The 23,912-nt window shown below is 66.1% G+C and carries 26 protein-coding genes and 1 other RNA gene; 10 read left to right on the top strand and 17 right to left on the bottom strand.

Going from position 1 to position 23,912, the window contains the following annotated elements:
• Nucleotides 1-11: 11 nt before the first annotated feature.
• From QNO03_RS10865 to QNO03_RS10855, 3 genes are all read right to left on the bottom strand, one after another.
• Complete coding sequence (locus QNO03_RS10865; RefSeq protein ID WP_502874578.1) at nucleotides 12-866, bottom strand: ABC transporter permease; 855 nt, start codon at nucleotides 864-866, stop codon at nucleotides 12-14.
• Nucleotides 863-1,918, bottom strand: coding sequence for an aliphatic sulfonate ABC transporter substrate-binding protein (locus tag QNO03_RS10860; RefSeq protein ID WP_289603327.1), 1,056 nt, complete (start codon nucleotides 1,916-1,918; stop codon nucleotides 863-865). The genes QNO03_RS10865 and QNO03_RS10860 overlap by 4 nt, the downstream gene beginning before the upstream one ends.
• A 123-nt stretch (nucleotides 1,919-2,041) precedes the next feature.
• Nucleotides 2,042-2,869 (bottom strand): ABC transporter ATP-binding protein, encoded by an 828-nt coding sequence (locus tag QNO03_RS10855; RefSeq protein WP_289603326.1) that lies wholly within the window; start codon nucleotides 2,867-2,869, stop codon nucleotides 2,042-2,044.
• Between the two features lie 396 nt (nucleotides 2,870-3,265).
• On the opposite strand from QNO03_RS10855, the gene QNO03_RS10850 reads away from it, so the two are divergent.
• The 3 genes from QNO03_RS10850 (at nucleotide 3,266) to QNO03_RS10840 (ending at nucleotide 6,065) form a co-directional block, all read left to right on the top strand.
• Nucleotides 3,266-4,810: a glycosyltransferase family 39 protein gene (locus tag QNO03_RS10850; protein WP_289603325.1), complete on the top strand. Its 1,545-nt coding sequence runs from the start codon at nucleotides 3,266-3,268 to the stop codon at nucleotides 4,808-4,810.
• Nucleotides 4,811-4,987: 177 nt separating this feature from the next.
• A complete protein-coding gene (locus QNO03_RS10845) occupies nucleotides 4,988-5,605 on the top strand; it encodes an alpha/beta fold hydrolase (protein ID WP_229945500.1) in 618 nt (205 codons plus the stop codon).
• A gap of 40 nt (nucleotides 5,606-5,645) precedes the next feature.
• Nucleotides 5,646-6,065, top strand: coding sequence for a CoA-binding protein (locus QNO03_RS10840; RefSeq protein ID WP_289603324.1), 420 nt, complete (start codon nucleotides 5,646-5,648; stop codon nucleotides 6,063-6,065).
• Between the two features lie 2 nt (nucleotides 6,066-6,067).
• Here the strand turns inward: QNO03_RS10840 and QNO03_RS10835 are convergent, their stop codons facing one another.
• Complete coding sequence (locus QNO03_RS10835) at nucleotides 6,068-6,901, bottom strand: DUF1206 domain-containing protein (protein ID WP_289603323.1); 834 nt, start codon at nucleotides 6,899-6,901, stop codon at nucleotides 6,068-6,070.
• Between the two features lie 115 nt (nucleotides 6,902-7,016).
• Between QNO03_RS10835 and QNO03_RS10830 the strand changes: the two genes are divergently transcribed.
• Nucleotides 7,017-7,403, top strand: coding sequence for an MmcQ/YjbR family DNA-binding protein (locus tag QNO03_RS10830; RefSeq protein WP_289603322.1), 387 nt, complete (start codon nucleotides 7,017-7,019; stop codon nucleotides 7,401-7,403).
• A gap of 56 nt (nucleotides 7,404-7,459) precedes the next feature.
• Entirely contained in the window at nucleotides 7,460-7,969 is a 510-nt protein-coding gene (locus QNO03_RS10825; protein ID WP_289603321.1) for a DUF1990 domain-containing protein, read from the top strand.
• Here the strand turns inward: QNO03_RS10825 and QNO03_RS10820 are convergent.
• From QNO03_RS10820 to QNO03_RS10800, 5 genes are all read right to left on the bottom strand, one after another.
• Entirely contained in the window at nucleotides 7,945-8,481 is a 537-nt protein-coding gene (locus QNO03_RS10820) for a GNAT family N-acetyltransferase (RefSeq protein WP_289603320.1), read from the bottom strand. The genes QNO03_RS10825 and QNO03_RS10820 overlap by 25 nt on opposite strands.
• Before the next feature lie 95 nt (nucleotides 8,482-8,576).
• Nucleotides 8,577-10,874 (bottom strand): phosphoribosylformylglycinamidine synthase subunit PurL, encoded by a 2,298-nt coding sequence (purL, locus tag QNO03_RS10815; protein WP_289603319.1) that lies wholly within the window; start codon nucleotides 10,872-10,874, stop codon nucleotides 8,577-8,579.
• Nucleotides 10,871-11,650, bottom strand: a complete 780-nt coding sequence (gene purQ, locus QNO03_RS10810; RefSeq protein WP_442860217.1) for a phosphoribosylformylglycinamidine synthase subunit PurQ — start codon at nucleotides 11,648-11,650, stop codon at nucleotides 10,871-10,873. Before purQ ends, purL begins: the two co-directional genes overlap by 4 nt.
• Nucleotides 11,650-11,904 (bottom strand): phosphoribosylformylglycinamidine synthase subunit PurS, encoded by a 255-nt coding sequence (purS, locus tag QNO03_RS10805; RefSeq protein WP_229945483.1) that lies wholly within the window; start codon nucleotides 11,902-11,904, stop codon nucleotides 11,650-11,652. Before purS ends, purQ begins: the two co-directional genes overlap by 1 nt.
• Nucleotides 11,905-12,027: 123 nt before the next feature.
• Nucleotides 12,028-12,261: a hypothetical protein gene (locus tag QNO03_RS10800; RefSeq protein ID WP_229945481.1), complete on the bottom strand. Its 234-nt coding sequence runs from the start codon at nucleotides 12,259-12,261 to the stop codon at nucleotides 12,028-12,030.
• A 143-nt stretch (nucleotides 12,262-12,404) separates the two neighbouring features.
• Here QNO03_RS10800 and QNO03_RS10795 point away from each other — a divergent pair, with 143 nt between their 5' ends.
• Complete coding sequence (locus QNO03_RS10795; RefSeq protein ID WP_229945478.1) at nucleotides 12,405-12,911, top strand: DUF4442 domain-containing protein; 507 nt, start codon at nucleotides 12,405-12,407, stop codon at nucleotides 12,909-12,911.
• A 71-nt stretch (nucleotides 12,912-12,982) separates the two neighbouring features.
• Here the strand turns inward: QNO03_RS10795 and QNO03_RS10790 are convergent, their stop codons facing one another.
• A complete protein-coding gene (locus QNO03_RS10790; RefSeq protein ID WP_289603318.1) occupies nucleotides 12,983-13,507 on the bottom strand; it encodes a hypothetical protein in 525 nt (174 codons plus the stop codon).
• 46 nt (nucleotides 13,508-13,553) lie between these two features.
• A complete protein-coding gene (locus tag QNO03_RS10785; protein WP_289603684.1) occupies nucleotides 13,554-14,504 on the bottom strand; it encodes a 3-methyladenine DNA glycosylase in 951 nt (316 codons plus the stop codon).
• A gap of 137 nt (nucleotides 14,505-14,641) precedes the next feature.
• Between QNO03_RS10785 and QNO03_RS10780 the strand changes: the two genes are divergently transcribed.
• Entirely contained in the window at nucleotides 14,642-14,857 is a 216-nt protein-coding gene (locus QNO03_RS10780; RefSeq protein ID WP_229945474.1) for a hypothetical protein, read from the top strand.
• A 19-nt stretch (nucleotides 14,858-14,876) separates the two neighbouring features.
• The gene (locus QNO03_RS10775; protein ID WP_229945471.1) at nucleotides 14,877-15,380 is read left to right on the top strand and encodes a VanZ family protein; all 504 of its coding nucleotides are present in this window, start codon (nucleotides 14,877-14,879) and stop codon (nucleotides 15,378-15,380) included.
• On the opposite strand, the gene QNO03_RS10770 is transcribed toward QNO03_RS10775, so the two are convergent.
• A complete protein-coding gene (locus QNO03_RS10770; protein ID WP_229945469.1) occupies nucleotides 15,377-16,663 on the bottom strand; it encodes an aspartate kinase in 1,287 nt (428 codons plus the stop codon). The genes QNO03_RS10775 and QNO03_RS10770 overlap by 4 nt on opposite strands.
• 225 nt (nucleotides 16,664-16,888) lie before the next feature.
• On the opposite strand from QNO03_RS10770, the gene QNO03_RS10765 reads away from it, so the two are divergent.
• Together QNO03_RS10765 and QNO03_RS10760 are read left to right on the top strand one after the other, a co-directional pair.
• The gene (locus QNO03_RS10765) at nucleotides 16,889-17,830 is read left to right on the top strand and encodes an ABC transporter ATP-binding protein (protein WP_229945467.1); all 942 of its coding nucleotides are present in this window, start codon (nucleotides 16,889-16,891) and stop codon (nucleotides 17,828-17,830) included.
• Nucleotides 17,827-18,891, top strand: a complete 1,065-nt coding sequence (locus QNO03_RS10760; RefSeq protein WP_289603317.1) for an ABC transporter permease — start codon at nucleotides 17,827-17,829, stop codon at nucleotides 18,889-18,891. The genes QNO03_RS10765 and QNO03_RS10760 overlap by 4 nt, the downstream gene beginning before the upstream one ends.
• Nucleotides 18,892-18,906: 15 nt before the next feature.
• Here QNO03_RS10760 and recR read toward each other — a convergent pair whose 3' ends face one another.
• The 5 genes from recR to QNO03_RS10735 form a co-directional block, all read right to left on the bottom strand.
• Nucleotides 18,907-19,503, bottom strand: a complete 597-nt coding sequence (gene recR, locus QNO03_RS10755; protein ID WP_227920863.1) for a recombination mediator RecR — start codon at nucleotides 19,501-19,503, stop codon at nucleotides 18,907-18,909.
• A 65-nt stretch (nucleotides 19,504-19,568) separates the two neighbouring features.
• Nucleotides 19,569-22,625: a DNA polymerase III subunit gamma and tau gene (locus QNO03_RS10750; RefSeq protein ID WP_289603316.1), complete on the bottom strand. Its 3,057-nt coding sequence runs from the start codon at nucleotides 22,623-22,625 to the stop codon at nucleotides 19,569-19,571.
• Nucleotides 22,626-22,702: 77 nt separating this feature from the next.
• Nucleotides 22,703-22,798, bottom strand: an RNA gene (ffs, locus tag QNO03_RS10745) — signal recognition particle sRNA small type.
• Between the two features lie 7 nt (nucleotides 22,799-22,805).
• Nucleotides 22,806-23,420 (bottom strand): GNAT family N-acetyltransferase, encoded by a 615-nt coding sequence (locus QNO03_RS10740; protein WP_289603315.1) that lies wholly within the window; start codon nucleotides 23,418-23,420, stop codon nucleotides 22,806-22,808.
• Nucleotides 23,421-23,694: 274 nt separating this feature from the next.
• Nucleotides 23,695-23,912: hypothetical protein (locus QNO03_RS10735; RefSeq protein WP_289603314.1), on the bottom strand; the 218-nt coding region annotated here is incomplete at its 5' end.

The following is a 23,912-nucleotide window of genomic DNA, read 5'->3' as shown; positions in this document are numbered from 1 at the left end:
AGCTGCCGCACTCAGGCCCATCTCCGCACCGCCCGCCGCTCGGCGATTCCCAGCAGGGCATCCGTGGCCTTGCCGATGACGGCCAGCGCAATGATGGCGAGGAACATGCGGTCCGTCCGCCCGTTGTTCTGCGAGTCCATCAGCAGGAACCCCAGTCCCATCGAGGACGCAATCAGTTCCGCGGCCACCAGGAACAACCAGGACTGGGCGAGCGCAAGCCGCAGGCCGGAGAAGACCGCCGGCACCACGGCCGGGAGCTGCACGGTGGTCAGCAGCTTCACGCCGCGGAGCCCGAAGGCCCGGGCCGCCTCCACCAGGTTCCGGTCAACATGCCGCAGGGCCAGGGCCACTGTGGTGAAGACGGGGAAGAAGGCTCCGATGGTGATCAGCGTGATTTTGGAGTCCTCGCCGATCTTCATCCACAGGATCAGCAGCGGCACCCACGCCAGGGATGGAACTGCCCGGAGTGCTCCAATCGCCGGTCCCAGCAGCGCGTCGGCCAGCCGGGACAGGCCGAGCAGGGCACCCAGCACCAGTCCGAGCGCGGAGCCCAGCGCAAAACCGGTCAGCACCCGCTGGGTGGAGATGGCGATGTGGGTGCCGAGCTGGCCGCGCCGGACCAGATCCGCAGCCGCCTCATAGACCGCGCCGGGGGAGGGAAGCTGCACGGCACTGAAAATCCCCGCGGTGGCGGTCAACTGCCAGGCCGTGAGCAGCAGAGCCGGGACCAGTAAACCCAGGCCGAGCCGTGGAAGCCACCGGCCCAGCCGGGCCCCCGGTGGCGCCCCTGCGGCGCGGGTTGCTCCGGCCCGGGTGGCCGGCGCGGCAACCGGGGCGGCGGCAGGGGTGGCGGCAGGGGTGCTCACGAGGAGGCTCCGAGCGCATCCGGGTCAGCATTCCGCACATAGGAGTCCTCCAGGAGGCTGTCCAGGGCCTCGTCAATCTGCTCCTGGCTGGCCACGTCCCCGGTCTCCACCAGCGTGGGGCCGATCTTCGCCAGGACGCTGCGCTGCGCCGCGCCGGGGGCCGGCTCAACGTCGAGGTTGCTGCGCTCCAGGATCACCGTCTTGGCGACGGAGGGATCCAGCCCGGCCACCTCGGCCAGGATCCGGGCAGTTTCGTCGGGGTTCTCCGCTGCCCAGGCGCGGGCTTTTTCATACGCGTTGACCACGGCCTGGGCCTGCTCGGGGTCCTCCTCCAGGAAGGATTCGTTGGCCGCGAGCAGGCCGTAGGTGTTGAAGTCCAGGTTGCGGTAGGCCAGCCGGGCACCGTTCTGCTCGGCATCTGCCATGATCGGGTCCAGTCCGGCCCACGCGTCCACCGAACCGTTGTCCAGGGCGGTGCGGCCGTCGGCATGCTGGAGTTGTTCCACGGTGACGTCGGAGAGGCTCAGGCCCGCTTCGTCCAGGGCCTGGACCAGGAAGAAGTACGGGTCCGTACCCTTGGTCGCGGCGACGGATTTGCCCGCCAGATCCGCCACCGAGGTGATTCCGGAATCGGGTCCCACCACCAGGGCCGACCATTCCGGCTGGGAGAACACGTCGATGGCCTTGATCGGGGAACCGTTGGCGCGGTTAAGCAGTGCTGCGGAACCGGCGGTTGAACCGACGTCGATGGCGCCTGAACGCAGGTTTTCGTTGGCCTTGTTCGAGCCGGCGGACTGGACCCACTCCACCGCGACTCCCTCATCCGCCAAGCCGTCCTCCAGCCAGCCCTGGTCCTTGATGATCAGGCTCAGCGGGTTGTAGGTGGCGAAGTCGAGGGTTAGGGTTCCACCGCTGGTCTCCTGCACGGCGGAGGTAGCGGTGGAGTCCTCGCCGGCAACGCATCCATTGAGGGTGAGGGCGGCGACGGCGGCGGCGGCCGCTGCGAAAGCTCTGCGGTGCCGCGGGAGGGGTCGGGAAGAAGTGCTGGTCATGGGGATTCCTTAGGGGAGCAGGGTGCACTGAGGGCACCCGGGGGCTGAAAGGGGGTAGGTGGAGACAGTTCCGCCCTCACACGGGCAGGGGGATACCCGCTCGGGGAGAGCTTCGGGGGAGTGCTAGTGGCGCTCGACGCCCAGGAGGGTGAAGAGCTCGCCGCGCATTCGGGCCAGCTCCGCCGAGGCGCGGTCCCGCGGACGGGAACCCGGGACGGTGACGACGTCGGTGATGGTGGCACCGGGGGTGCCGTCTTCGGTTCCGAGGACGATAATGCGGTCAGCCAGCTGCAGGGCTTCATCCACGTCATGGGTGACCAGGAGGACGGTGGCAGGCGCCGCCCGGTGCAGGGCGAGGAGCAGGTCCTGCATCTTCAGCCGGGTCAGCGCATCCAGGGCGCCGAAGGGTTCATCCAGCAGCAGGACCCCCGGTTCACGTGCCAGTGCCCGGGCAAGCGAGGTCCGCTGGGCCATGCCCCCGGACACCGCCCGGGGCCGGTGCTTGGCGAACGGTGCCAGCCCCACCAGGTCCAGGAGTTCGGCAACCTTGGCTTTCCCCCGCTTGGCGCTCGCGGACTTAGGCAGCCCGATCGCGATGTTGGCCTGGAGGGTCTGCCACGGCAGCAGACGCGGCTCCTGGAAGGCGACGGCGCAGCGGTCGTCGATTCCGCGGACGGACTCGCCATCAATCTGGATACTGCCGGCGGTGGGCAGGTCCAGGCCGGCTGCGGCCCGCAGCAAGGTGGACTTGCCGCAGCCGCTCGGACCCAGGATGGCCAGCACCTCCCCCGGCTGGACCTCGAAGGTGATGTCCCGGAGGACAACGTGTTCATCCGGGCCGGAACCGAAACTGCGGCCGAGTCCGGCGAACCGGACAGGCAGGGCGGCGCCGGAGGGAGCAGCGGGTCCGGTGCCGGAAGCGGACGTGGAAGAGGGCAATACTGCGGTCATAGAAACACTCCATCGATCCTGGCAGTAGCACCCTACGGAAGGTGTCCTGAGCCGGGGTAACGGCTTCCTGCGACACCAGCCTCGCTATTGCCGCGCCTCAAGGAGGAGATGCGGCAACCAGGGTTGCTGCGGCTTCATCGATCCAGGTCTCTCAGCCGCTCGGGATGGTCAAGGACTACTAAACGCGTCACTACCGTCTGCGGCAAGCCCCCTGCGTAATATTTGGAAACCGGCTGCCTGATGCCATTGGGTAAGAAGACGCTCTGCGCACCCCCTCTGGCTGGGTTCGGGTAGTCCAGTGATCATCGTTGAAGTCTGTCTTCCCATGCACCAGACTGTGCTCCGCCAGGCAGGTTCCACCGATAAGTCAATGATGTGATCGTGTATATTCGGGAAGTGAATTCCCAGATTGAGACTCGGCAAGCACGGCGCTACCGGGAGAAAAAACTCCCTACAACAGTCCGGAGCACTTGGGCATCCGCCATCTGCCGAAATCCCTTTTGGGGTTCCTTCTTCTTGGGTGTCCTTGGTTTTCTGATTAGTTTTGCAGGGTCATGGGTTCCATCGCCTTGGTTGGATGAGGTTGCGACCGCGCATATAGCGAGTTATCCCATCGGTGATATGGCGGCCCTATGGCAGCACACCGACGCCGTGTTCGCGCCATACTACGTTTTTATGAATGTCTGGCTGACGTTCACAGGTATAAGCCCGTTCTGGTTGCGGTTGCCGAGTCTCTTGGCTGTCGGGGCAGGGACCGCCGCAATGGCGGCTGCGGGTCATGCTGTTGGGGGCCCCAAAAAACAGGTGTTGTATGCGGCGTGTTTCGCGTTGCTGCCACGCGTGACCGCCATGGGGGTTGAAGCCAGACCATATGCGCTCTCCGCCATGTTCATGGCCTTCGCCTTGCTTGCGGTTCTGCAGCTCCGACGGAAGAACTCAGTCTGGTATTGGCTGCTACTCGGCTTATCGATGGTTGGAACTGTCAGCGCGCATCTCTTCTCCGCACTGGGTGTGGTGGGCCTCATCGCAGTTGCCCTGATCCTCTTCCCCAGAAAATCGCGGTTAGCCTTGCTCGTAGTGTCAATGATGGCTGGGGTCGCATGTCTTCCGCTCGCCATTGCTGCTATGCCGCAACAATCGCAGGTTAGCTGGATCGCCGATAGCACCCCGAATCTCGTCGACCAGGCTCTCGTCGAGGCATGGTTTACGACTCGATGGAATGTTAATCCGTCGGGGACTGAGATCCCGTTGCATTACATAGCGGTTGCGTTGGCCGTCCTCGCTGGGCTTACCGTTGCCATGGCGGTGACTGCAGGCCGCCCGCTGCCCAAGGACCGCCTGGCGATAGCAGCAATACCCCCAACCGTGGCCGTGGGCATACTTTGGACAATTTCACTCGTTCAGGAGCCGATGCTGTTGGGCCGCTACCTGACGTCGTCGGCCCCATTCATCGCTATGCTCTTGGCGGAGTGCCTTGTGTTGTTGCGGCCGCATGTCAAGCGGTTGATGGCTTCCCTGCTCGTGGTTGGATGCGTCTTGCTCATCGTGGCCCAGCGTCAGCCTTATGCCAAGCTTCCCGCCAATGATTACTCGTTTGTTGCGTCCGTTGTGCACAATCAGGCGAGAGCCGGCGACGGGTTGCTCTTAGAACCCGGTCTGGGACTGACGGATTCCGCCCGCGGTGCGATGGCAACGTATCCGCAGGAGTTCAACCGTCTGGTTGACATTGTTCAGCCCCAGAAGGCTCCGCTAGCCTTCGTCTTCCCCGCCGACCCACCTTTGGCAGACATTACGCAGACCGTACTTCCATCGCGGGTATGGCTCATTACCAAGGTCCAGCAGGAAAGCAATTATGGTGACCAGCTACGAAGTGTGGGTTACGAACCAAAGTCGTCCTCCAGCGGACCGGGTCACACGGTGACTTTATGGACTCAGCCGTGAGGTGAAAGGGAGCGCAGGGCTTCGACCACGGCACTTCATACTGCTTGTCCGGGGCTGAGGCATTGACCTCCCGCGGCGGCGGCTCCTAGTTTTGAAGCAGGGTGTGGATGGGGCGGCTTAGCGTCCGGCACCCGGCTCTTCCCAGCGTCTTCCCACAAAAAAGAGCAGGAGCCTGCCATGGAATCAGCCTCGGGTGCCTCCGGAATGGTGACGTCCGCTGACGGAACCCCCATTGCCTGGTCACGGCAGGGAAGCGGCCCGCCGCTGGCGATCGTGGGCCCGCTCCTGGCGCACCGGAGCAGCCCCGCCACGGTGGTCCTTGCGGACGCCCTTTCGCGGAACCACACCGTCTACACCTATGACCGGCGGGGAATCGGGGAAAGCGGCATGGGCGAGGAATACACCGCGGAATCCGACGTCGACGACCTGCTCGCCGTCCTCCAGGTAGCGGGAGAATCGACCGATCTCTACGGCTTTGATGAGGGGGCGTTCCTTGCCCTGCGGGCGGCGGAGGAGTCCACGGTGGTCAGCAGGGTGGTGGCGCTGGAGCCAACCCTTTCGCTGGCCGACGGGGAGGATGAACTGATGGTCCTGCAGAGTGAGATCGAGGGCCTCAGCGGCGTCCGCATCCCGGTCCTGGTGATGGCAGGGAGCAGCAGCGGCGATGACACCCAGGACCTGGCGCGGCAGACGGCCGACGCACTGGATTCCGGCGAGTTCCTGCTGGTCGAGTCGGACACCACGGGCATCCCGGACGCAGTACTTGCCGAGGCCATCGAGTCCTTCCTGGATTAGGCTGGATGTCTCACTCCGGCTCCCGGCAAAGGAAGAACCTGTGGCACACGTCAACGACCCTGCGGTAATCGAACGGCTGCTTCGGAACAAGGGCGCCCGGTGGGCGGTGGTGGGCCTGTCCAACAACCAGCTCCGTCCCGCCGTCGGCGTCTCCCGCTTCATCCAGGACCACCTGGGCATGGAAATCATCCCGGTAAGCCTGAAGGGGGACGAGGTCCACGGCAACAAGGGGTACCGCCGGCTCAGCGAGATTCCCGGCAGCGTCGACGTGGTGGACTGCTTCGTAAACTCCGCCCGGGTGGGGGACATCGTGGACCAGGCCATTGAAGCGGGTGCCAAGGCCGTCTGGCTGCAGCTCGGCGTGGTGGATGAAGCCGCCGCCGCACGTGCCGCGGCGGCGGGGCTCGACGTCGTTATGAACGCCTGCCCGGTGATTGAGGCCCCGCGCTTCGGACTGTAGGCCTACAGTTTGGCGAACCGGGCCCGGATGATCCCCATGTAGAGCCCGTAAAGGATCAGCCCGATTCCCACGGCGGCCAGCGCCACAACACCGAAAGGCTGGCCACGGAGCGTATGCAGCGCACCGTCCAGGCCCGTGGATTGCGCCGGATCCGCATGCACGGCGGCCAGCGTCAGCAGCACGCCGAGGATGCCCAGCGAGACTCCCTTGGCGATGAAGCCTGCCACGCCGGTGACGTCCACCGCCTTCGACCAGATACCTCCGGGGATGCCCGTCAGTTTCCGCCGGAAGCGCCGGGTGGCTCCCTTGAAGATGAAGTAACCGCCGATCCCCACCACGACCAGGCCGGTCAGGCCCAGCAGCCACTGGCCGGCCGGCACCGACAAGAGGCGCGCAGTCCAGTTGACCGAGGACGAGCTGCCGCTATTGCTGCCGCGGCCAAGGGCAAAGGTGGCGAAAGTGGTGCCGACGGCTGCGTACACGAGCACCTGTCCCGCGTTAGACGCCCGGTCCTTCCACAACTCCTTGTCCCGGAGCTGCTTTCCAGCCAGGAAAATCCGGCTCAGCTGGAACAGTGCCAGGGCGTAGCAGCCGAGGAAACAGAACCAGACCAGCGCGTAGCCCGCGGGCTGTGCGGCCACGGCGGCGACGGCGCCGCTGGTGTCCGCGTTGCCGGGATCTCCGGCATTGATCCGCAGGGCGAGCACCCCGATGACGACGTGCAGGATTCCGCTCGCCACATAGCCTGCGCGCGCAAACCGCTCGAAGGCCTTGGAGTCTGCGGCACGCTCCGCTGCCCCGCTTACGGCCCTGCCACTGTGCTTGATCTGGTTCAAACCGTTCGTCCTCCGCTGTTCTGCCGGACGCCCCGGCGGTACCCGATCTCCCAATCCTGCCATCTGCCCGGCCGGAGCGGTGCCATGACGGGGCCTGCGGCGATAGGATTCCGGCATGGACGCAGGTGAACTTCGGCAGTTGTGCCTGGCCCTGCCGGGAAGCTTTGAAGATTTTCCCTTCGGCCCGGAGTCCTCGGTTTTCAAGGTCAGGGCTGCGGGTGGGAAAGCGAAAATGTTCGCCCTGACGGAGCTTGGCGGTGAGCCCCTGATGATCAGCCTGAAATGCGAGCCCGAACTGGCGCTGCAGCTTCGTGCCGCACACCCGGAGATTACCGGGGCCTGGCATATGAACAAGACGCACTGGAACCAAGTGGAGGTTGCTTCCGGTCTGCCGCACGGCATGATCCGGGACATGGTGGAGGACTCCTATGACCTGGTGGTGGCTTCGCTGCCGCGCAGGGACCGGGAGTCGCTGGCCTGGAAGGGCCTGGCCGGCGGATGAGGGGCGGCCTTACCTACGGCGAGCCGGGGCGGACCGAGCGGCCATATCTTGAGCCGATGACGGACCGTTGGCCGCCGGGCTACCGGCTTGTGCTGCGCAAGGAGGAGCTGGACGTTCCCGACCCGCAGGCCGGGTTCCTCCGGCTCACCAACGGGCTGCTCGACTGGGACCTGCACCGACGGGCGGGACTGCGCGTGGCCGCCGGAACACCCCGGGCAGCGCCGGGGGTGGAGATGGCCTCCGGAGTGGGACTGTGGCGGGTGCGTTACTACGCGCCGTGCCGGGTCATCTGGGCGTCGGAGGCGGTGCTGGACGACGGCGGCGCTCCGGTTCGCGGGCAGCGCAGCGGTTTTGGCTACGGCACCCTGCCGGGACATCCCGAAAGTGGTGAAGAGGGTTTTTACGCCGAACTCGACGGGGACGGACGGCTGTTTTTCCGGATCGCCGCGTACAGCCGTCCGGGCAGCCGGCTGGTGCGTGCCGCCAACCCGGTGAATGTGCGGGTGCAGCGGTTTTACACCAACCGGTACTTCGCCGCCGCCTACGGCGTGGCGTCGGGGAGCTGATCCCGCCGGAGCGTGAACTTCAACGTCAGCTCGTTTTCCTGTTCAGGCATAAAACCGGCGCTCAGGAGCAGGGACTGGGAGGCGTCATTACCGGGTTCGGTATAGGCAATGATGGTCTCCACCTCGGGGCTGGCGAGGGCGAAGTGCGCCAGGGCCAGCAGCGCCTCCGTGGCATAGCCCTGCCCCTGGCAGGAGGGGACCACGTTGTAGGTGACTTCCACCGTGCCTTCATCGGGAACACCCTCAAAGCCAATGGTTCCCACCACCAAGGAGGTGGAGTGCTCCCGGAGGAGCCGGGTGCCGAATGTTTCCGCTGCGGGACCCAGCAGCCCGGCCTCGAAGAACTGGCGGGCGGCGTCGTAGTCCGTGGGCTGGGGGAAGTCTTCGGCCCAGTCAGGGCGGCGCGTCTGGATGATCAGGGCGTCGACTTCGGCCACGGTCATCAGGTCCAGCGACAGGCGCTGGGTAGGGATGCCGGTGCTGGCCGTCAGGTCCTCGGGGATTGTGCTCACGAGCTAATTCTGCACGTCTTTTCGGGATTTGTTTCATCCGGCGGATCGGGACGCGCCGGGCCCGGCACCGAATGGCACCGGGCCCGCCTGTAGGACTAGCCGAAATGCTTCGGCAGGGTCCCCTGATGGGCGGCCTTCAGCTCGTCCAGCGGCAGGACGAAGTTGCTCTGGAAGTCCAGCGCCCCGATCTCGGTGTCCACCACGCCGATCCGGGCATGCGCGAACCCGCGCGCCGAACACATGTCCTTGAAGCGGACCTCCTCGCTCCGGGCCACCGCGACCACGGCACGGGCCTGGGACTCGGAGAACAGCAGGGTGAACAGGTCCACCCCGTCGCGTTCGCACACCTCGCCCAGGCCGATCCGGGCACCCACACCGAAGCGCAGGGCCATCTCGGACAGCGCGGCGGCGAGGCCGCCTTCGGAAAGGTCGTGGGCGGCGTCGATCATGCCGTCGCGGGAAGCGTTGACCAGCAGTTCCCCGAGCAGCTTCTCCGCCTGCAGGTCCACCTTTGGCGGCTGCCCGCCCAGGTGGCCGCGCAGGTTCGCGTACTCCGAACCGTCCAGCTCGTCCTGCGTGGTGCCCATCAGGTAGATGGCCTGGCCGTCCTGCCGCCAGCCCGACGGCGTGCGGCGGGCGACGTCGTCGAACACACCCAGGACGCCCACCACGGGGGTGGGATGGATGGCGACACCGCCGGTCTGGTTGTACAGCGAAACGTTGCCGCCGGTGACGGGGACACCGAGTTCACGGCAGCCGTCGGCCAGTCCGCGGACGGACTCGGCGAACTGCCACATAACCTCGGGGTCCTCGGGGGAGCCGAAGTTCAGGCAGTCGGTGACCGCCAGCGGCTTCGCTCCGGCGGTGGAGACGTTGCGGTAGGACTCCGCCAGGGCCAGCTTTGCGCCCTCATACGGGTTCAGGTAGGAGTAGCGGCCGTTGGCGTCGGTGGAAATGGCCACGCCCAGTCCGGTGGTTTCATCCACCCGGACCACACCGGCGTCGTCCGGCATCGCCAGGGCGGTGTTGCCCTGCACATAGCGGTCGTACTGGTTGGTGACCCAGGATTTGTCGCACATGTTGGGCGAGGCCATAAGCTCCAGGATTGCGTCCTTGACCGCGGCGCTGCCGAAGGGCCGCTCGGCGCTGAAGGAGTTGGACTGGATGCTGTCCTGCGCGGCCGGGCGGGCCATGGGCCGCTGGTACACCGGGCCTTCGTGGGCGACGGTGCGCGGATCCACGTCCACAATGGTTTCGCCGTCCCAGTCGATGATTAGCCGGCCGGTGCCGGTGACCTCGCCGAGCCAGGAGTACTCCACGTTCCACTTGTCCATGATCGCTTCGAACGCTTCAACGTTCTCCGGCGTCACCACGGCCATCATGCGTTCCTGGGATTCGGACATCAGGATCTCGCCCGGGGTCAGGGTGGGATCGCGCAGCAGCACATTGGTCAGTTCCACGTGCATGCCGCCGTCGCCGTTGGAGGCGAGCTCCGACGTCGCGCAGGAAATACCGGCCGCGCCCAGGTCCTGGATGCCCTCCACCACGGAGGATTTGAACAGTTCCAGGCAGCACTCGATGAGCACCTTTTCCGCGAACGGATCGCCTACCTGCACGGCGGGGCGCTTGGAGGGCTTGCTGTCATCGAAGGATTCGGAGGCCAGCACGGAGGCGCCGCCGATGCCGTCGCCGCCGGTGCGGGCCCCAAAAAGGACCACCTTGTTGCCGGTGCCGGACGCGTTGGCCAGCCGGATATCCTCGTGCCGCATCACGCCCACGGCCAGGGCGTTGACCAGCGGGTTGCCCTGGTAGACGGAATCGAAGACCAGTTCCCCGCCGATGTTCGGCAGCCCCAGGGAGTTGCCGTATCCGCCGATGCCGGAGACGATGCCGTGCACCAGCCGTGCGGTGTCGGGGTGGTCGATGGCGCCGAAGCGCAGCGGATCCATCACGGCGACCGGGCGGGCACCCATGGAGATGATGTCGCGGACAATGCCGCCGACGCCGGTTGCTGCACCCTGGTACGGCTCCACGAAGGAGGGGTGGTTGTGGGATTCGACCTTGAAGGTCACGGCCCAGCCCTCGCCGATGTCAACGACGCCGGCGTTCTCGCCGATGCCCACCAGCAGGTGTTCCTTCATCTTGTCGGTGACCTTCTCGCCGAACTGCTTTAGGTGCACCTTGGAGGACTTGTAGGAGCAGTGCTCGGACCACATCACCGAGTACATTGCCAGTTCCGCCGCAGTGGGGCGGCGGCCCAGGATTTCCCCTACCCGGCGGAATTCGTCTTCCTTCAGGCCGAGTTCGGCCCAGGGCAGCGGAGTGTCCGGGGTGGCGGCGGCGTGCTCAACGGTGTCGATGTTGAACTTCTGTGCGGCGGGGGAAACGGTCATGACTGGCCTCCGGCAACGAGCGAATTGAGGACTGAGCTGAAGATCCGGAGCCCGTCGGTGCCGTAGCCCAGGCCCACCTCGCCGTAGGCGGAGGAATCCGGGCCGAAGCCGGGTTCGACGGCGTGCTCGGGGTGGGGCATCAGCCCGACGACGTTCCCGGCAGCGTTGGAGATGCCGGCGATGCCGCGGCGGGACCCGTTGGGGTTTTCACCGTCATAGCGGAAGACCACCCGGCCTTCGCCCTCCAGCTCATCCAGGGTCTTCTCGTCCGCAACGTACTGGCCGTCCTGGTTCTTCAGGGGAACAACCATTCCGGCGCCCTGCCCGTAGGCGTTCGTCCAGGCGGTCGTGTTGTTTTCCACGCGCAGCAGCTGGTCCGCGCAGGAGAATTTCAGGTGGTTGTTCTTGATCATGGAACCGGGCAGCAGGTGCGCCTCGGTGAGGATCTGGAAGCCGTTGCAGATGCCCAGCACGGGCATGCCGCCGGCGGCGGCGTCCACGATCTTTTCCATCAGCGGGGCGAAGCGGGCAATGGCTCCGGCACGGAGGTAATCCCCGTAGGAGAAGCCACCCGGAATGATCACGGCGTCCACGGACTGCAGGTTCGCTTCGGCATGCCAGAGCCCGACGGCGGTGCCGCCGGCGATGGTCACGGCACGGGCGGCGTCGCGGTCATCCAGGGTGCCCGGGAAGGTGATCACACCTACCCGCACCGCACGCAGTGCATCGTTTTCTGGGGCGACAGAGAAGTCGCCAATCAGGGGAGTACTCAAGATCAGGCCTCCGGGATTACTTCAACGCGGGTGACGTCCTCGATCACGGGATTGGACAGCAGGGTGGCTGCCGCCGTGCGCGCCTGTTCCAGGACTTCGGGGGTAACCTCCCCGTCCACGGTCAACTCGAACCGCTTGCCCTGGCGGACTCCGGCGAACCCGGTCAGTCCCAGGCGGGGCAGTGCCCCTGCAATGGCCTTGCCCTGCGGATCGAGGATTTCAGGCTTGGGCATAACATCAACAACGATCCGGGGCATCCGGCAGCTCCTCTAGACGAGATGGGTGGCCGCGGACCTTGCCGTCTCACGCTGATTCAGCGCTCCGCGAGCTTGCACTTGTCATTCTAGCGGCGTTACCTACGTTACGGTGACGGCTCCGGGCTAGGCCGGAATTGCCAGCTGGAAGCCGCAGGCGCAGCGGAGCACGGTGGTTTCCAGCTGCACCTCCACCGGCTCCTGCGGCATGGATTCCACGCTGATCGGTTCGAAGATGGAGAGCTGCCGGCTGTCCCGGGGCTGCATGGGTTCACCGCAGTGCATGTAGTCGGCGTCGTCGGTCTCGAGGATCCCGCGGGCCCAGAGATATTGGTCCTCAGGGCTTGCTTCAATAGACAATTTCTGTGCTTTCAGTTGGTCCGGAACTCCGTTGTCCGGAAGAATACTAAGCATGCTTATTCAATAATAGGCCATGAGGTGCAGGATCAGGTGCAGGTCGGGGCCGTTGTGTGAGCTGGGTTACCTCTGGTTAGAGTGGGGCCGTGAGACTCCTGCAGGCAAGCCCGGCCACGGTCCGCCGGCTAATGAACGTGTGGCCGCCCTTTGCCTTTACCGGCATCCGGATCACCCGGCTCGATCCGGACTATCTGCGGGTGTCCGTGCGGCTGCGGTCCTACTGGTGGAACAAGAATGTGGCCGGCGTGCATTTCGGGGGCTCCCTGTTCGCCATGACCGATCCGTTCTGGATGATGATGCTGCTCCACCACCTCGGCCGTGACCACGTTGTCTGGGACCGTGCAGCGGAGATTGATTTCCTGAAGCCGGGAAAGGGCGAGGTGCGGGCCGAGTTTGTCCTGGACCCGGCCGACGTCGAACGTTTGCGCAAGCAGGCCGAGGGCGGGGCGAAGGTCCTCGAATGGTTCTCGGTGGACGTGACCGACGGCAGCGGTGACGTGGTTGCTCGGATACGCAAGCAGGTGCATGTGCGGCGCAAGCGTGACCGGCCCGGTGTGCAGGAGCCCAGCGGAGCGGCGGCAGCTCATGAATAACGGTGCCAACCCGATCATCCCGGCCGCCGATACACTCCTGGTTTCCGGCATCACCGCAGCGCTGCCGGTAACTAGAGGGAGCCGTCCGCGGGGCCCAGCAGGGCGGTAAGCCGCTCCCACCGGGAAATCTCGCATCCGTCCGTGAGGGCAAAGGTGGTGTCCACCTGCTCGCCGTTCACCGTTCCCGTGACGTGTGCGCGCTGCATTCCGCGGATCTCCTGGGTGCACATGAGGTCCGCAGCCGGCTCGGCGAAGGCGTCACTGCCTTGTTCCGCAAGCAGGGCACAGGCAGCAACTGGGTCCGGCACATCGGAGCCTTCCCGTGGCTCGGCGCCGTCGCACTGCAGTGTCCAGGTGCCGCTCGGCGTCGTCCCGTCCGCACGGAAATCGATGGTCAGGGACACCGGGGCCCCGGCGTCACCGGCGGGCGGGGCGGAGGATCCGGACGGGGTAGGAGAGACGCCGGGCGTGGCCGATTCGCTGGGGGACTGCGGAGACTGCGGAGACGGGCCGCCGGAGTCGGCAGCGCAGGCTGCCAGCAGGACCGCGGTGCACAGCAGCAGCGGGATTACTGCGGTTCCTCGAATGATGCGCACGACGCGGCCTCCATTGGTAGCGGAGCCACCAGCCTAGCCAACCCTGTCAAGCAGGGCCGGGGGAACCCGCGGCAGCCAGCTGCTCTCCAAAGGGTTCCAGCAGGCTCAGGATCCGGGACCGCAACTGCTGCGATTCTTCGGTGAAGCCGCGCTGGGCGGCAGCGTACTCTGCCCGGCCTGCCGGTGTCTCCACCGCGATGGGGGTGTACCCCCAGTCGGCCAGTTCATAGGGGGAGGCACGCATGTCCATTTCCCGGATGCGCCAGGAAAGTTCGAAGGTATCCATCACCAGCTCGCTGGGCAGCAGCGGGACCAGCTTGTACGCCCACTTGTACAGGTCCATATTGGCGTGCAGGCAGCCCGGCTGCTCCAGGTCCCGCTGGTTTTCGCGGGTCGGCGTGAGCTCGTTCAAGGGAGCTGCTTCCGGCGTGTAGAACCGGAACGCATCGAAGTGGGTGCAGCGGATGCGGCTGCGCTCCACCAGCTCGTCGGTGCCCGTGGCGCCGAGCCGGAGCTGGAGGTAGTCGTGCCGGATTCCGTTGTCCTCCGACTTGTAGGCCATGGCCCATTCGTGCATGCCGAAGCAGCCCAGCACGGGTTTCCGCCCGGACGTGCGGGAGAGCAGCATGGTGGTGAACCCCAGCGCGTCACCCCGCAGCGCTGCGAAGGCGTCCAGATCGACGGTGACTGCGGGCGTCCCGGCGTCGAGCCCCGCGGCTTCGCGTTCAGTGTCCGTAAGCGTCCGGTAGAACTTCCAGCCGGCCCGCTCCATTGCTGCCGGACCGGACAGGACGACGCCGGCGCCCGGGTGCCAGCGCAGCAGCTGTCCGGGTTTCTGGGAGTAGTAGGTGAACAGGAAATCCTCCACCGGATGCTTCCGGCCAGCGGAGCGCCGGGCCAGGAATCCTTCGGTGAACGGGCGGACGCGTGCTTCGTGCGCTGCCTGGCGGGGCAGCCATTGATCCTCGGTCAGGACAGCGGGGCGGGCGGGGGCAATCACCGTTCCATTATCCTGCCTCGCCGGGCGTCCGTCACCCGGTGCGCGGACCGGCTCACGGGCAGTGCCCGGGCCCCAGGGCAACGGACCAATCCTTAGTACGATGGGAGCGGCAATGCCCGTTGGAAAGGTGCAGCATGGTTGAGAAGGAAAGCTTCGTGTCCCGGTTCATGCGGACCACGGGCAAGGTGCGGCTGATCTTCGGACCGGCGCAGCAGGGGTCGCTGGACCATCCCATGACCGAGGAGAACAAGGCCCTGCTCAAGGTGCAGCAGGAGCAGGAGAAAGCCATGTGGGAAACGGTCACCCGCGCGGACGGCAGCAGCTACATCGTCTCCCGCGAGCGTCATTAGCCACTTCCTGGGCACCCATATGTGGCTGGTGCAGACCGCGTTCGTAGCGCTCGTCATCGTCGGACCCCTGCTGGGGGCGTGGCTGATACCCCGGGTGCGCGCGGCCCGCGTGCTGCTGAATCTGTACACGGCCGCCATCCTGCTGCTGACCCTGTTTCCCACTACCTACCGCACCGTGGATACGCGGTGCATGGTGGACGGCGGACTGGCGCGTCTGTTGGACCCGGAGCCGCTGGCCAACATCGTGCTCTTTGGTCCGCTGGTCCTGCTGGCCGGCATCGTAACCCGCAGGCCCCTGGCCATGTTCCTTGCCGGCGTGGCCTTGTCGGCATTGATCGAGGCGGTCCAGGCGTTCGTCCCCATGCTCGGCCGCAGCTGCACCGCCACAGACTGGCTGGCCAACAGTGCCGGCGCCCTGATGGGAGCCGTGCTGGCGGCAGCCGCCCTGTGGATCCACCGTGCCCGCAGCAGGCGGGTCCTGCCGGCGGATTCCCCGCTCCAGCCGGTTAGGCCGGAACCCTAGCGCCCGGTGCCGCCGTAGACCGTGGCCTCGCTGTCGCCGTCGAGCCCGAAGGCCGCATGCACCGCACGTACGGCGGTGTCCAGCAGCTTCGCGCTGGTGACCACGGAGATGCGGATCTCGGAGGTGGAGATCATGTCGATGTTCACCCCGGCGTGGTGCAGGGCCTCGAAGAAGCGGTGCGAGACGCCCGGGTTGGACCGCATGCCGGCGCCGATGAGGGAGAGCTTGCCGATCTGCTCGTCGTAGTCGATGCTGTCGAAGCCCACGGCTTCCTTGGCGGCGTTCAGCGCGTCGATGGCTTCCTTGCCGTCGATGATGGGCAGCGTGAAGGAGATGTCGGTCCGGCCGGACCCCTGCGTGGAGACGTTCTGCACGATCATGTCGATGTTGGAGTTGGCACCGGCCACGATGCCGAAGATCTCCGCGGCCTTGCCGGGGATATCCGGGACCCCCACCACGGTGACCTTGGCTTCGGAGCGGTCGTGGGCGACGCCGGAGATGATGGGCTGTTCCAAGGGTTCTCCCTTTTGAATCTTGATTTTGTCATCGGGACTGGGCAGCACCCAGGTTCCCTCGTGTGAGCTGAAGGACGAGCGGACATGCAGGGGAACACCGAACCGGCGGGCGTATTCCACGCAGCGCAGATGCAGGATCTTGGCGCCGGAGGCGGCCATTTCCAGCATTTCCTCGCTGGAGATCTTCTCGATTTTCTGGGCGCTTGAAACCACCCGGGGATCGGCGGTGTAGATGCCGTCCACGTCGGTGTAGATTTCGCAGACATCTGCGTCCAGGGCGGCGGCGAGGGCCACCGCCGTCGTGTCCGAGCCGCCGCGGCCGAGGGTGGTGATGTCGTGGCTGTCCTGGCTCACGCCCTGGAAACCGGCAACGATGGCGATGTCGCCCTTTTCGATGGCGGTCTTAATCCGGTGCGGGGACACATCGATGATCCGGGCCTTGCCGTGGATCGCATCGGTGATCATGCCGGCCTGGCTGCCGGTGAAGGACTGGGCGGAACCGCCGAGTTCATTGATGGCCATGGCCAGCAGCGCCATGGAAATACGTTCTCCGGCACTGAGCAGCATGTCCATTTCCCGGGCGTTGCTCAGCGTAGTGATCTGTCCCGCCAGATCCAGCAGCTCATCGGTGCTGTCACCCATGGCGGAAACCACCACGACGACTTCATTTCCGGCGGCATGGGTATCCACCACGCGGGTGGCCACGCGCTTGATGCCTTCGGCGTCTGCCACGGAGGAACCGCCGAACTTCTGCACTATCAGGCTCATGCGTACACTTTCTCAAGTTTCGTTGTGGTTGCTGGTGCCCGGCATCTTCGGCGCGGCAGGATCTTTCCCCCGGGAAAAACGGGCCGTAGTACCCACGACGTCCGTCCAGAAAGTCTATCGCCGCCGTCGTGAAGTCCCGAAATACGGGCACAAAGCGCGCTTAACCTGCTGTCTCCGGCGAGTCTGCGCGGGGCCGCAGTGCCAGCTGACCCTAGGGTGGGCGTCATGGGGAAGAGAGCCGACACCGGCACCGGCGTGGTCGCCGAAGGTATCAAGCGCAGCTTCGGAAGTGTCGAGGCGGTCCGCGGTATGAATTTCACGGCGCCCGCCGGTGAGGTCACGGCGCTGATCGGTCCGAACGGCTCCGGCAAAACCACGCTGCTGCTGATCCTGGCGTCTCTGCTGGCTCCCGACGCCGGCACGGTGCGGATCAACGGGTTCGACCCCTTGGCCAATCCGCAGGAGGTACGGGCCGGGATTGGCTGGATGCCGGACACGCTGGGCACCTGGGGATCCCTGACGGCCCGGGAAATCCTGGAAACCGTGGGTGCCTTCTACGGCATGGAGCAGACCGTGGCCTCGAACCGCGCTGCGGAGCTGCTCGAAACCGTCCACCTGACCGATTTTGCCGACAAACCTGCCCGCGTGTTTTCCCGCGGTCAGCAGCAGCGGCTGAGCCTGGCCCGCGCCTTGATCCATGACCCCTCCGTCCTGCTGCTGGACGAACCGGCGTCGGGGCTCGACCCCGGATCCCGCGTGGACCTGCGGGTGCTGCTGCGCCGGCTTGCCGCCGAAGGCAAAACGGTGGTGGTTTCTTCGCACGTGCTTTCGGAACTGGACGAAATGGCAGACGGCGCGGTGTTTGTTGCGCGGGGCGAAACCGTGAAGTCCCAGACGATGGCCGACGCCGGAGCCCAGGAACGCTGGTACACCATCCGGTCCCTGAACACCGGTTCCCTGCTGCGTCAGATCGACGCACTCGGCATCTCCTACCGCCAGCAGGGCGGCTCGGCCCGGCCCGAAGTACAGGTCCGGCTCGCCGGGGAGCCCGCGGCCGCGCAGCTGCTGCGCACACTGGTGGAGGCCGACGTCGCCGTGACCGCCTTCGCGCCCGCCGGCGGCGCCTTGGAAGAGACCTACATGAGTTTGGATGCTGATCGCCGATGAGTACGCAGATCCTCAACCCCGATACTCCGGTGCTTGGCTACTGGAGCGGGGTGCGCTCGGTCTTCTCCCTGGAGATGAAACAGCGGCTGCGCTCACGCAGCTGGTACGTCCTGCTGATTGTCTGGTTTGTGGTGATCGGCCTCGTGGCCACGCTGACCGCCTTGAGCTCGTCATCCAGCGCGGGACCACGCGGACCGGTACTTTACGAACTGATCCTTGGCTTCATCCTGTTCTTCGGGCTCCTGCTGGCGCCGGCCCTTTCGGCCAATGCCGTCAACGGCGACCGTGCCGCCGGCACACTGGCCATCCTTCAAGTCACCCTGCTGCGGCCCGGCCAGATCCTCGCCGGCAAATGGCTGGCTTCGTGGGTCGCGTCCCTGGGGTTCCTTGTAGCCAGCATCCCCTTCCTCCTGTTGGCGCTGGCCCTGGGCGGGGTTCGGCCGTTGTCCGCCGTGGTGGCACTCGTGATGCTGGGCGTGGAACTGGGAATCGTCTGCGCCGTGGGTGTGGGTGTTTCTGCGCTGGCCGCACGCCCGCTTTTCTCGATTGTGGTTACCTACATGCTGGTGGCGATGCTGGGGCTCGGCACGCTGATCACTTTCGGGCTGAGCACGTTCCTGACCGAGGGAAAGCTCCAGGCCACCGCCGCAAGCTATGCCAACACCGGCACGGGAATGGGGGAGGTTACCTGCACGGGTGAGCTGACGGAGATTACCGTTGCCCACACGGAACGCATTGCCTGGATCCTCGCCCCGAATCCCTTCGTTGTGGTGGCCGATTCCATTCCCGTCACGCCCCAGTCGGACGAGAACGGGGCCAACCCCAGTGGAGTGATGGAAGGGATCAGCTACGTGGTGCGCCTGGCCCAGGCCGGACCGGAGTACACCACCGAATGCCTCAACGGGGAACCCCGGCAGGGCGGCAGTCAACCCGATGTGCCGCCCATCTGGCCGCTGGGACTCACCCTCCAGGCCGCGCTGGCCGCACTGCTGGTTTTCCTGGGCAGGCGGAAACTGCGGACGCCGGTCCGCAACCTGGCTGCGGGAACCCGGATCGCCTAGGCGCGCAACGTCTGGTTAGGACATGCTCCGGCGGCCCTCGAAGGCACGTCCAAGGGTGATCTCGTCCGCGTATTCCAGGTCTCCACCCACCGGCAGGCCGGAAGCCAGGCGGGTGACCTTGATCCCGAGGGTCTTGAGCATCCGCACCAGGTAGGTTGCCGTGGCTTCACCCTCGAGGTTCGGGTCAGTGGCGATGATGATCTCGGAGATCTGTTCGTCCGAGAGCCGGCTGAGCAGTTCGCGGATGCGCAGCTGGTCCGGACCGATGCCCGCGATCGGGTTAATGGCTCCGCCCAGCACGTGGTAGCGGCCGCGGAAAGACCGGGTACGCTCCACCGCAATCACGTCCTTGGATTCTTCGACCACGCAGATCATGGTCGGATCCCGCCTCGGGTCGCGGCAGATGGTGCAGGTTTCCTGCTCCGTGACGTTGCCGCAGACACTGCAGAACTTCACCCGGTCCTTCACCGTGACGATGGCTGTGGCCAGCTTCTTCATGTCATCGGGATCGGACTCGAGGATATGGAACGCGATGCGCTGGGCGGACTTGGGACCGACGCCGGGAAGACGGCCTAGCTCATCGATGAGTTCCTGAACCGCACCTTCGTACACGTAACCTTCTCTGCTGGGTTGAACTTAAGTAGTTGCTGGTCGCAACCAGTGGGAGCCGACGGTGGTCAGCGGCCGTCCAGGCTGCGTTCCTCGATCAGGCGGCCGCCCAGAATCCGTTCGATCGCCTTCCGCCCCACCATGCCGGAGTCTTCGAGCGTGATGTCATCCGCGCTGGGAACATCTTCGACGTAAGTCGAGTCTACTGGCCGGCCACCGCGGACGGGGGCGTTGCCCCCGCGCTGGGCAGCCTCGTTGAGCAGCTTTTGGTAGCGGCTCAACGGCTGGTTCGGTACGCCGCCCGGAGCTGCAGGGCTGGCTGCCGCCGGGGGAGCGGCCGTCACCGCCGGTGCTGCTGCCGGTACGGGCTGTGAGGCCGGGGCGGCGTTGCCAGCTGCTCGGGTGGTGGATCCGGTACCGGCCCAGTCGGTGCTGGCCCACTCGGAGTCCGAAAGATGCCCACCGGAGTAAACGTCCACAGGCGCCTCGGCGGTTTCCCAGGCATTGCTTTCCGGAGCGTCGTTGAACGGGTCGCTGGGTTCGTCCGGCCAGGGCTCGTCGGAGGCACGGTTGCCGCCGGACCGCCCTGCAGCCCGTCCACCGGCGGCGGTGCCGGCCTTTCCGTTCCTGCCGGAGTTGCTTCGGCTGGTGTTTCCCGGCCCGCCCGGGGTGCTCCCACCGGAAGGGTTCCCCCCGGCGGGAGTGTCAGTTCCGGCGTTCGCGTTTCCGGCTCGGCGCCGCAGGGCAGCCGTGGCGGCATTGACCGGAGCTGCATTCACCGGGGCGGCTGCTGCCGGTCCGGGGACGTGCGCGGCTGATGCCACCGGTCCGGCGGGGGACGGAGCTTCGTCCGGGGCGACAGCTGCTGGCCAGGCCACCGGCGCGGCAGCAGGCTTCGCTGATGAAACCTCTGTGGCCGCAGCCTGCGGCTGCTGAGCCACAGCAGGTGCCTGATCCGCAGATGCCGTGCCGCTATTGTCCGCTGACCCCGGAGCGGGCTGCTCCGGCTGGGCCGGAGCAGGTGCCGTGCCGCTCTTGTCCGCTGACCCCTGGACCGACCCCTGGACGCGTCCCTGGGGAGCCGGAGCCTGCACCGCCGGTGATGCCTGTACTACCGGCGGTTTTGCGGCCGGTGCGGATGCCGGCGGTCGCCGGCTATCGGCTTTTGGGCCCGACTCACCCGCTGACGCCGAGCTGTCATGGATCGGTTTGATCTGGCAGTCCAGCGCCAGGACCTGATGGATTGCCTTGCGCAGGTTCTCCAAGTGGTCGGGGCGGTTGAAGTTGGTGGCAGCGCCGGGATTGGTGAAGGCCAGTTCGAGCACCTTGCCGTCGAAGGCGCGGGGGCTTGAGTTCTTGCTGACGTTCAGCCAGGTGGCACGGCGGATGCTGGTGAGCGCGTCCATGATTTCCGGCCAGGCCCGGCGGATCATTTCGATCTGCCCGGCGCCAGCGGCGGGAGCACCGGTAGGTGCCTGCCGGGTAGCGTCCTGCTGCTGCGGCTGGCTTTGCTGTACCGGGGTGGTGCTGGTGGATTCGGCGGGTGCCGGGGTTGCCGCCGGCGCTTCGGCCGGTGCGGCTCCGGCCGGAGCCGCATCGGGCCGGGAGCCGTTGGAACCCTCTGCGGGCCGGGAGCCGTTGGAACCCTGCGCTGCTGCCTGGGTGGACGCAGCAGCTGATTCCGGCGCCTGCGCCGGGGTGGCCCAGGTGCCTCCCCAGTCCAGGGAACTTCCGGCAGGCTTGTTGTCCCCGCGTCCTGCCTCCGGGGCAGTGGGGCTGTTGGCTGCGGCTGCGTCCGGCGTGGGAGTTGCCGCGAAATCGATGCCCCGAGGTGAGGACGGAGCCTCATCCACGGCGGGCGCTGAAGCAGCGGACTGCGACGCCGTAGGTGCAGCTGCGGGAATGGTGTTCACCGGAGACGCAGCTGCGGCCGCGCGGCCCATCGCTTCGGTGGGATCGCCTGCATAGCTGAGGCGGCGCTCGAGGCGGTCCACCCGGGCGGCGGTTCCACGTTCGGCCTGGTCTGCGGCAGGAAGCAGGATCCGGGCGCAGAGCAGTTCCAGGTGCAGGCGCGGTGACGTGGCGCCGGTCATTTCGGTCAACGCCGTATTGGTGATGTCTGCTGCGCGGGAGAGTTCGCTGCCGCCCAGCTGAGTGGCCTGGGTCTGCATCCGGCTGATCTGGTCCTCCGGCAGCCCGCGGAGAACGGTGGCTGCACTGTCCGGCATGGCGTTGACGATGATCAGGTCGCGGAAGCGTTCCAGCAGGTCCTCGACGAACCTGCGCGGGTCCTGGCCGGTCTGGATGACGCGGTCCACGGCGCGGAACACCGTACCCGCGTCTGCGGCGGCAACTGCGTCGACGACGTCGTCGAGCAGGGACACGGGGGTGTAACCCAGAAGCGAGACGGCCAGTTCGTAGTCCAGTCCGTCGGGGCCGGCGCCAGCCATGAGCTGGTCAAGGACGGAGAGGGTGTCGCGCACGGATCCGCCGCCGGCCCGGATCACGAGGGAGAGGACGCCGGGGGCCACACTGACGTTTTCCTGGGTGCACAGCTTTTCCAGGTACGCCAGCAGCGGTTCCGGCGGAACCAGCCGGAACGGATAGTGGTGGGTGCGGGACCGGATGGTTCCAATGACCTTGTCCGGCTCCGTGGTGGCGAAGATGAACTTGATGTGTTCCGGGGGTTCTTCGACGATCTTCAGGAGCGCGTTGAAGCCCGCGGACGTGACCATGTGGGCCTCGTCGATGATGAAGATCTTGTAGCGGTCCCGGACCGGGGCGAAGGTGGCGCGCTCCCGGAGATCCCGGGCGTCATCGACGCCACCGTGGCTGGCCGCGTCAATCTCGATGACGTCGAGGCTTCCGGAACCGTCACGGGCCAGCTCAACGCAGCTGTCGCACTTGCCGCAGGGTACGGGCGTGGGACCTTCAGCGCAGTTCAGGCAGCGGGCCAGAATGCGGGCGGAGGTGGTTTTACCGCAGCCGCGGGGGCCGGAGAAGAGGTACGCGTGGTTCACGCGGTTCTTCTGCAGGGCCGCCATCAGCGGCTCAGTGACGTGCTCTTGGCCGATCACGTCTGCGAAACTCTCGGGACGGTAGCGGCGGTAAAGGGCTGTACTCACAGATAGAAGCCTATCGGTCGGCACTGACGGTTTTTCCTCCGGCAGCAGGCACGGTGGAAGAACCACTTCCTCAAAAAATTAAAGACCCCCCATGCACCTGCCAGAGCCCGCTTACCCTTGCTACCTTCCGGTCCTGGGGGAGTTCACAGGATGACACCACATGAGGGGCCGCGAACCAGTCTACCCGATTTTTGGGGTGCTTTTGCGGGGCCCGGAAGCAGCGGGTTTTTCCGCCCTTATATAGCGGTACATGTCACGCCAGGCGGTGCCCACTTTCTGCCATGCCGGCAGCAGGGCGTCCCGCTGGTAGCCGGCCTTTTCCGCAGTGCGCCACGACCCCTCGTTCCACGGCTCTATATACAGGTCGATGCGGGGCAGCTGCTGGACCGTCATCGCCCAGTCGGTCAGCACGGCCAGTGCGGCGCCGGCATATCCGCGTTTCCGGTGGTCCGGGCCGACCCAGTAGCCGATGGTGTCCGGGTTTCCGGTGCGGCGGGAGGACTGCCCCGGCCAGAGTCCGATTTGGCCGACGGCGGTGCCGGTGGCCTCATCCGCAATGGCGAAGGACCAACCGGCTCCACTCGAGGCCCGGTGGTGCTGGCGTTCGATGAAGGCGAGGGCTTCCTCCCGGCCGCCGGTGGACGGCACGCTGGTAATCAGGGGAATCAAGGGATCCGTTGAGGCTGACTGCACCAGGGCGACGTCGTCTGCCGTAAAGGCGCGGACGGTTACCCGGGGACCGGGGGAGTGCTCGTCGGCTTGAACGGCCGAGACTCCAGTGAGTACTGGGAGCACTAGAGGCCCGGTGATCCGTTGAATCCTGCTTCCCGGCGACATGCGTTCCTTTCGGATTCGGTGGGCTGCCCGGCCAGGCTGTTTCCCAGTATGCAGGCAGCTGCCAGGTCTGCACTTGACGGTGAGCGCTGGCAGGGGGGTTGCACGGGTCGCCATCGAGGGGGTGCCACCAGCGGTTTGTCGCCGCCGGGAGAGGGTCGACAGGGTGCTCAATGAGGCACGCCGGCACCGTCCGGGAGCCGATTTGCAGGCGGGTGGATTCGTGTGTAAAGTTTTAGAAGTCGCCGCGGCCGGGACGCTGGAAAAGCGCCCGAGCATGGCGGCCAAACCCCATCACAAAACAGAGTCCAACCAGTGCGCCCTTCACGGGGCAGGTGGAAAAGACTCCGGTAAGTGCTGGGTCCGGAACGGCGGAAACGCTTTTCACGGTGGTCCGGATCACGGATACCGCGAATTGCGGAAAACGCCGGAATGGAATAAGATATATAAACA

Source organism: Arthrobacter sp. zg-Y877, assembly GCF_030373105.1.
Lineage (GTDB): Bacteria > Actinomycetota > Actinomycetes > Actinomycetales > Micrococcaceae > Arthrobacter_B.
The sequence above is the reverse complement of the archived record's forward strand: the minus strand, read 5'-3'. Positions and strand labels throughout refer to the sequence as shown.

Coding starts and splice junctions, on each gene's coding strand:
- QNO03_RS10860 (WP_289603327.1), bottom strand. CDS start 1,918: ATGACCAGCACTTCTTCCCGACCCCTCCCGCGGCACCGCAGAGCTTTC.
- QNO03_RS10855 (WP_289603326.1), bottom strand. CDS start 2,869: ATGACCGCAGTATTGCCCTCTTCCACGTCCGCTTCCGGCACCGGACCC.
- QNO03_RS10845 (WP_229945500.1), top strand. CDS start 4,988: ATGGAATCAGCCTCGGGTGCCTCCGGAATGGTGACGTCCGCTGACGGA.
- QNO03_RS10830 (WP_289603322.1), top strand. CDS start 7,017: ATGGACGCAGGTGAACTTCGGCAGTTGTGCCTGGCCCTGCCGGGAAGC.
- QNO03_RS10825 (WP_289603321.1), top strand. CDS start 7,460: ATGACGGACCGTTGGCCGCCGGGCTACCGGCTTGTGCTGCGCAAGGAG.
- purL (WP_289603319.1), bottom strand. CDS start 10,874: ATGACCGTTTCCCCCGCCGCACAGAAGTTCAACATCGACACCGTTGAG.
- purS (WP_229945483.1), bottom strand. CDS start 11,904: ATGCCCCGGATCGTTGTTGATGTTATGCCCAAGCCTGAAATCCTCGAT.
- QNO03_RS10780 (WP_229945474.1), top strand. CDS start 14,642: ATGGTTGAGAAGGAAAGCTTCGTGTCCCGGTTCATGCGGACCACGGGC.
- QNO03_RS10775 (WP_229945471.1), top strand. CDS start 14,877: ATGTGGCTGGTGCAGACCGCGTTCGTAGCGCTCGTCATCGTCGGACCC.
- QNO03_RS10770 (WP_229945469.1), bottom strand. CDS start 16,663: ATGAGCCTGATAGTGCAGAAGTTCGGCGGTTCCTCCGTGGCAGACGCC.
- QNO03_RS10765 (WP_229945467.1), top strand. CDS start 16,889: ATGGGGAAGAGAGCCGACACCGGCACCGGCGTGGTCGCCGAAGGTATC.
- QNO03_RS10760 (WP_289603317.1), top strand. CDS start 17,827: ATGAGTACGCAGATCCTCAACCCCGATACTCCGGTGCTTGGCTACTGG.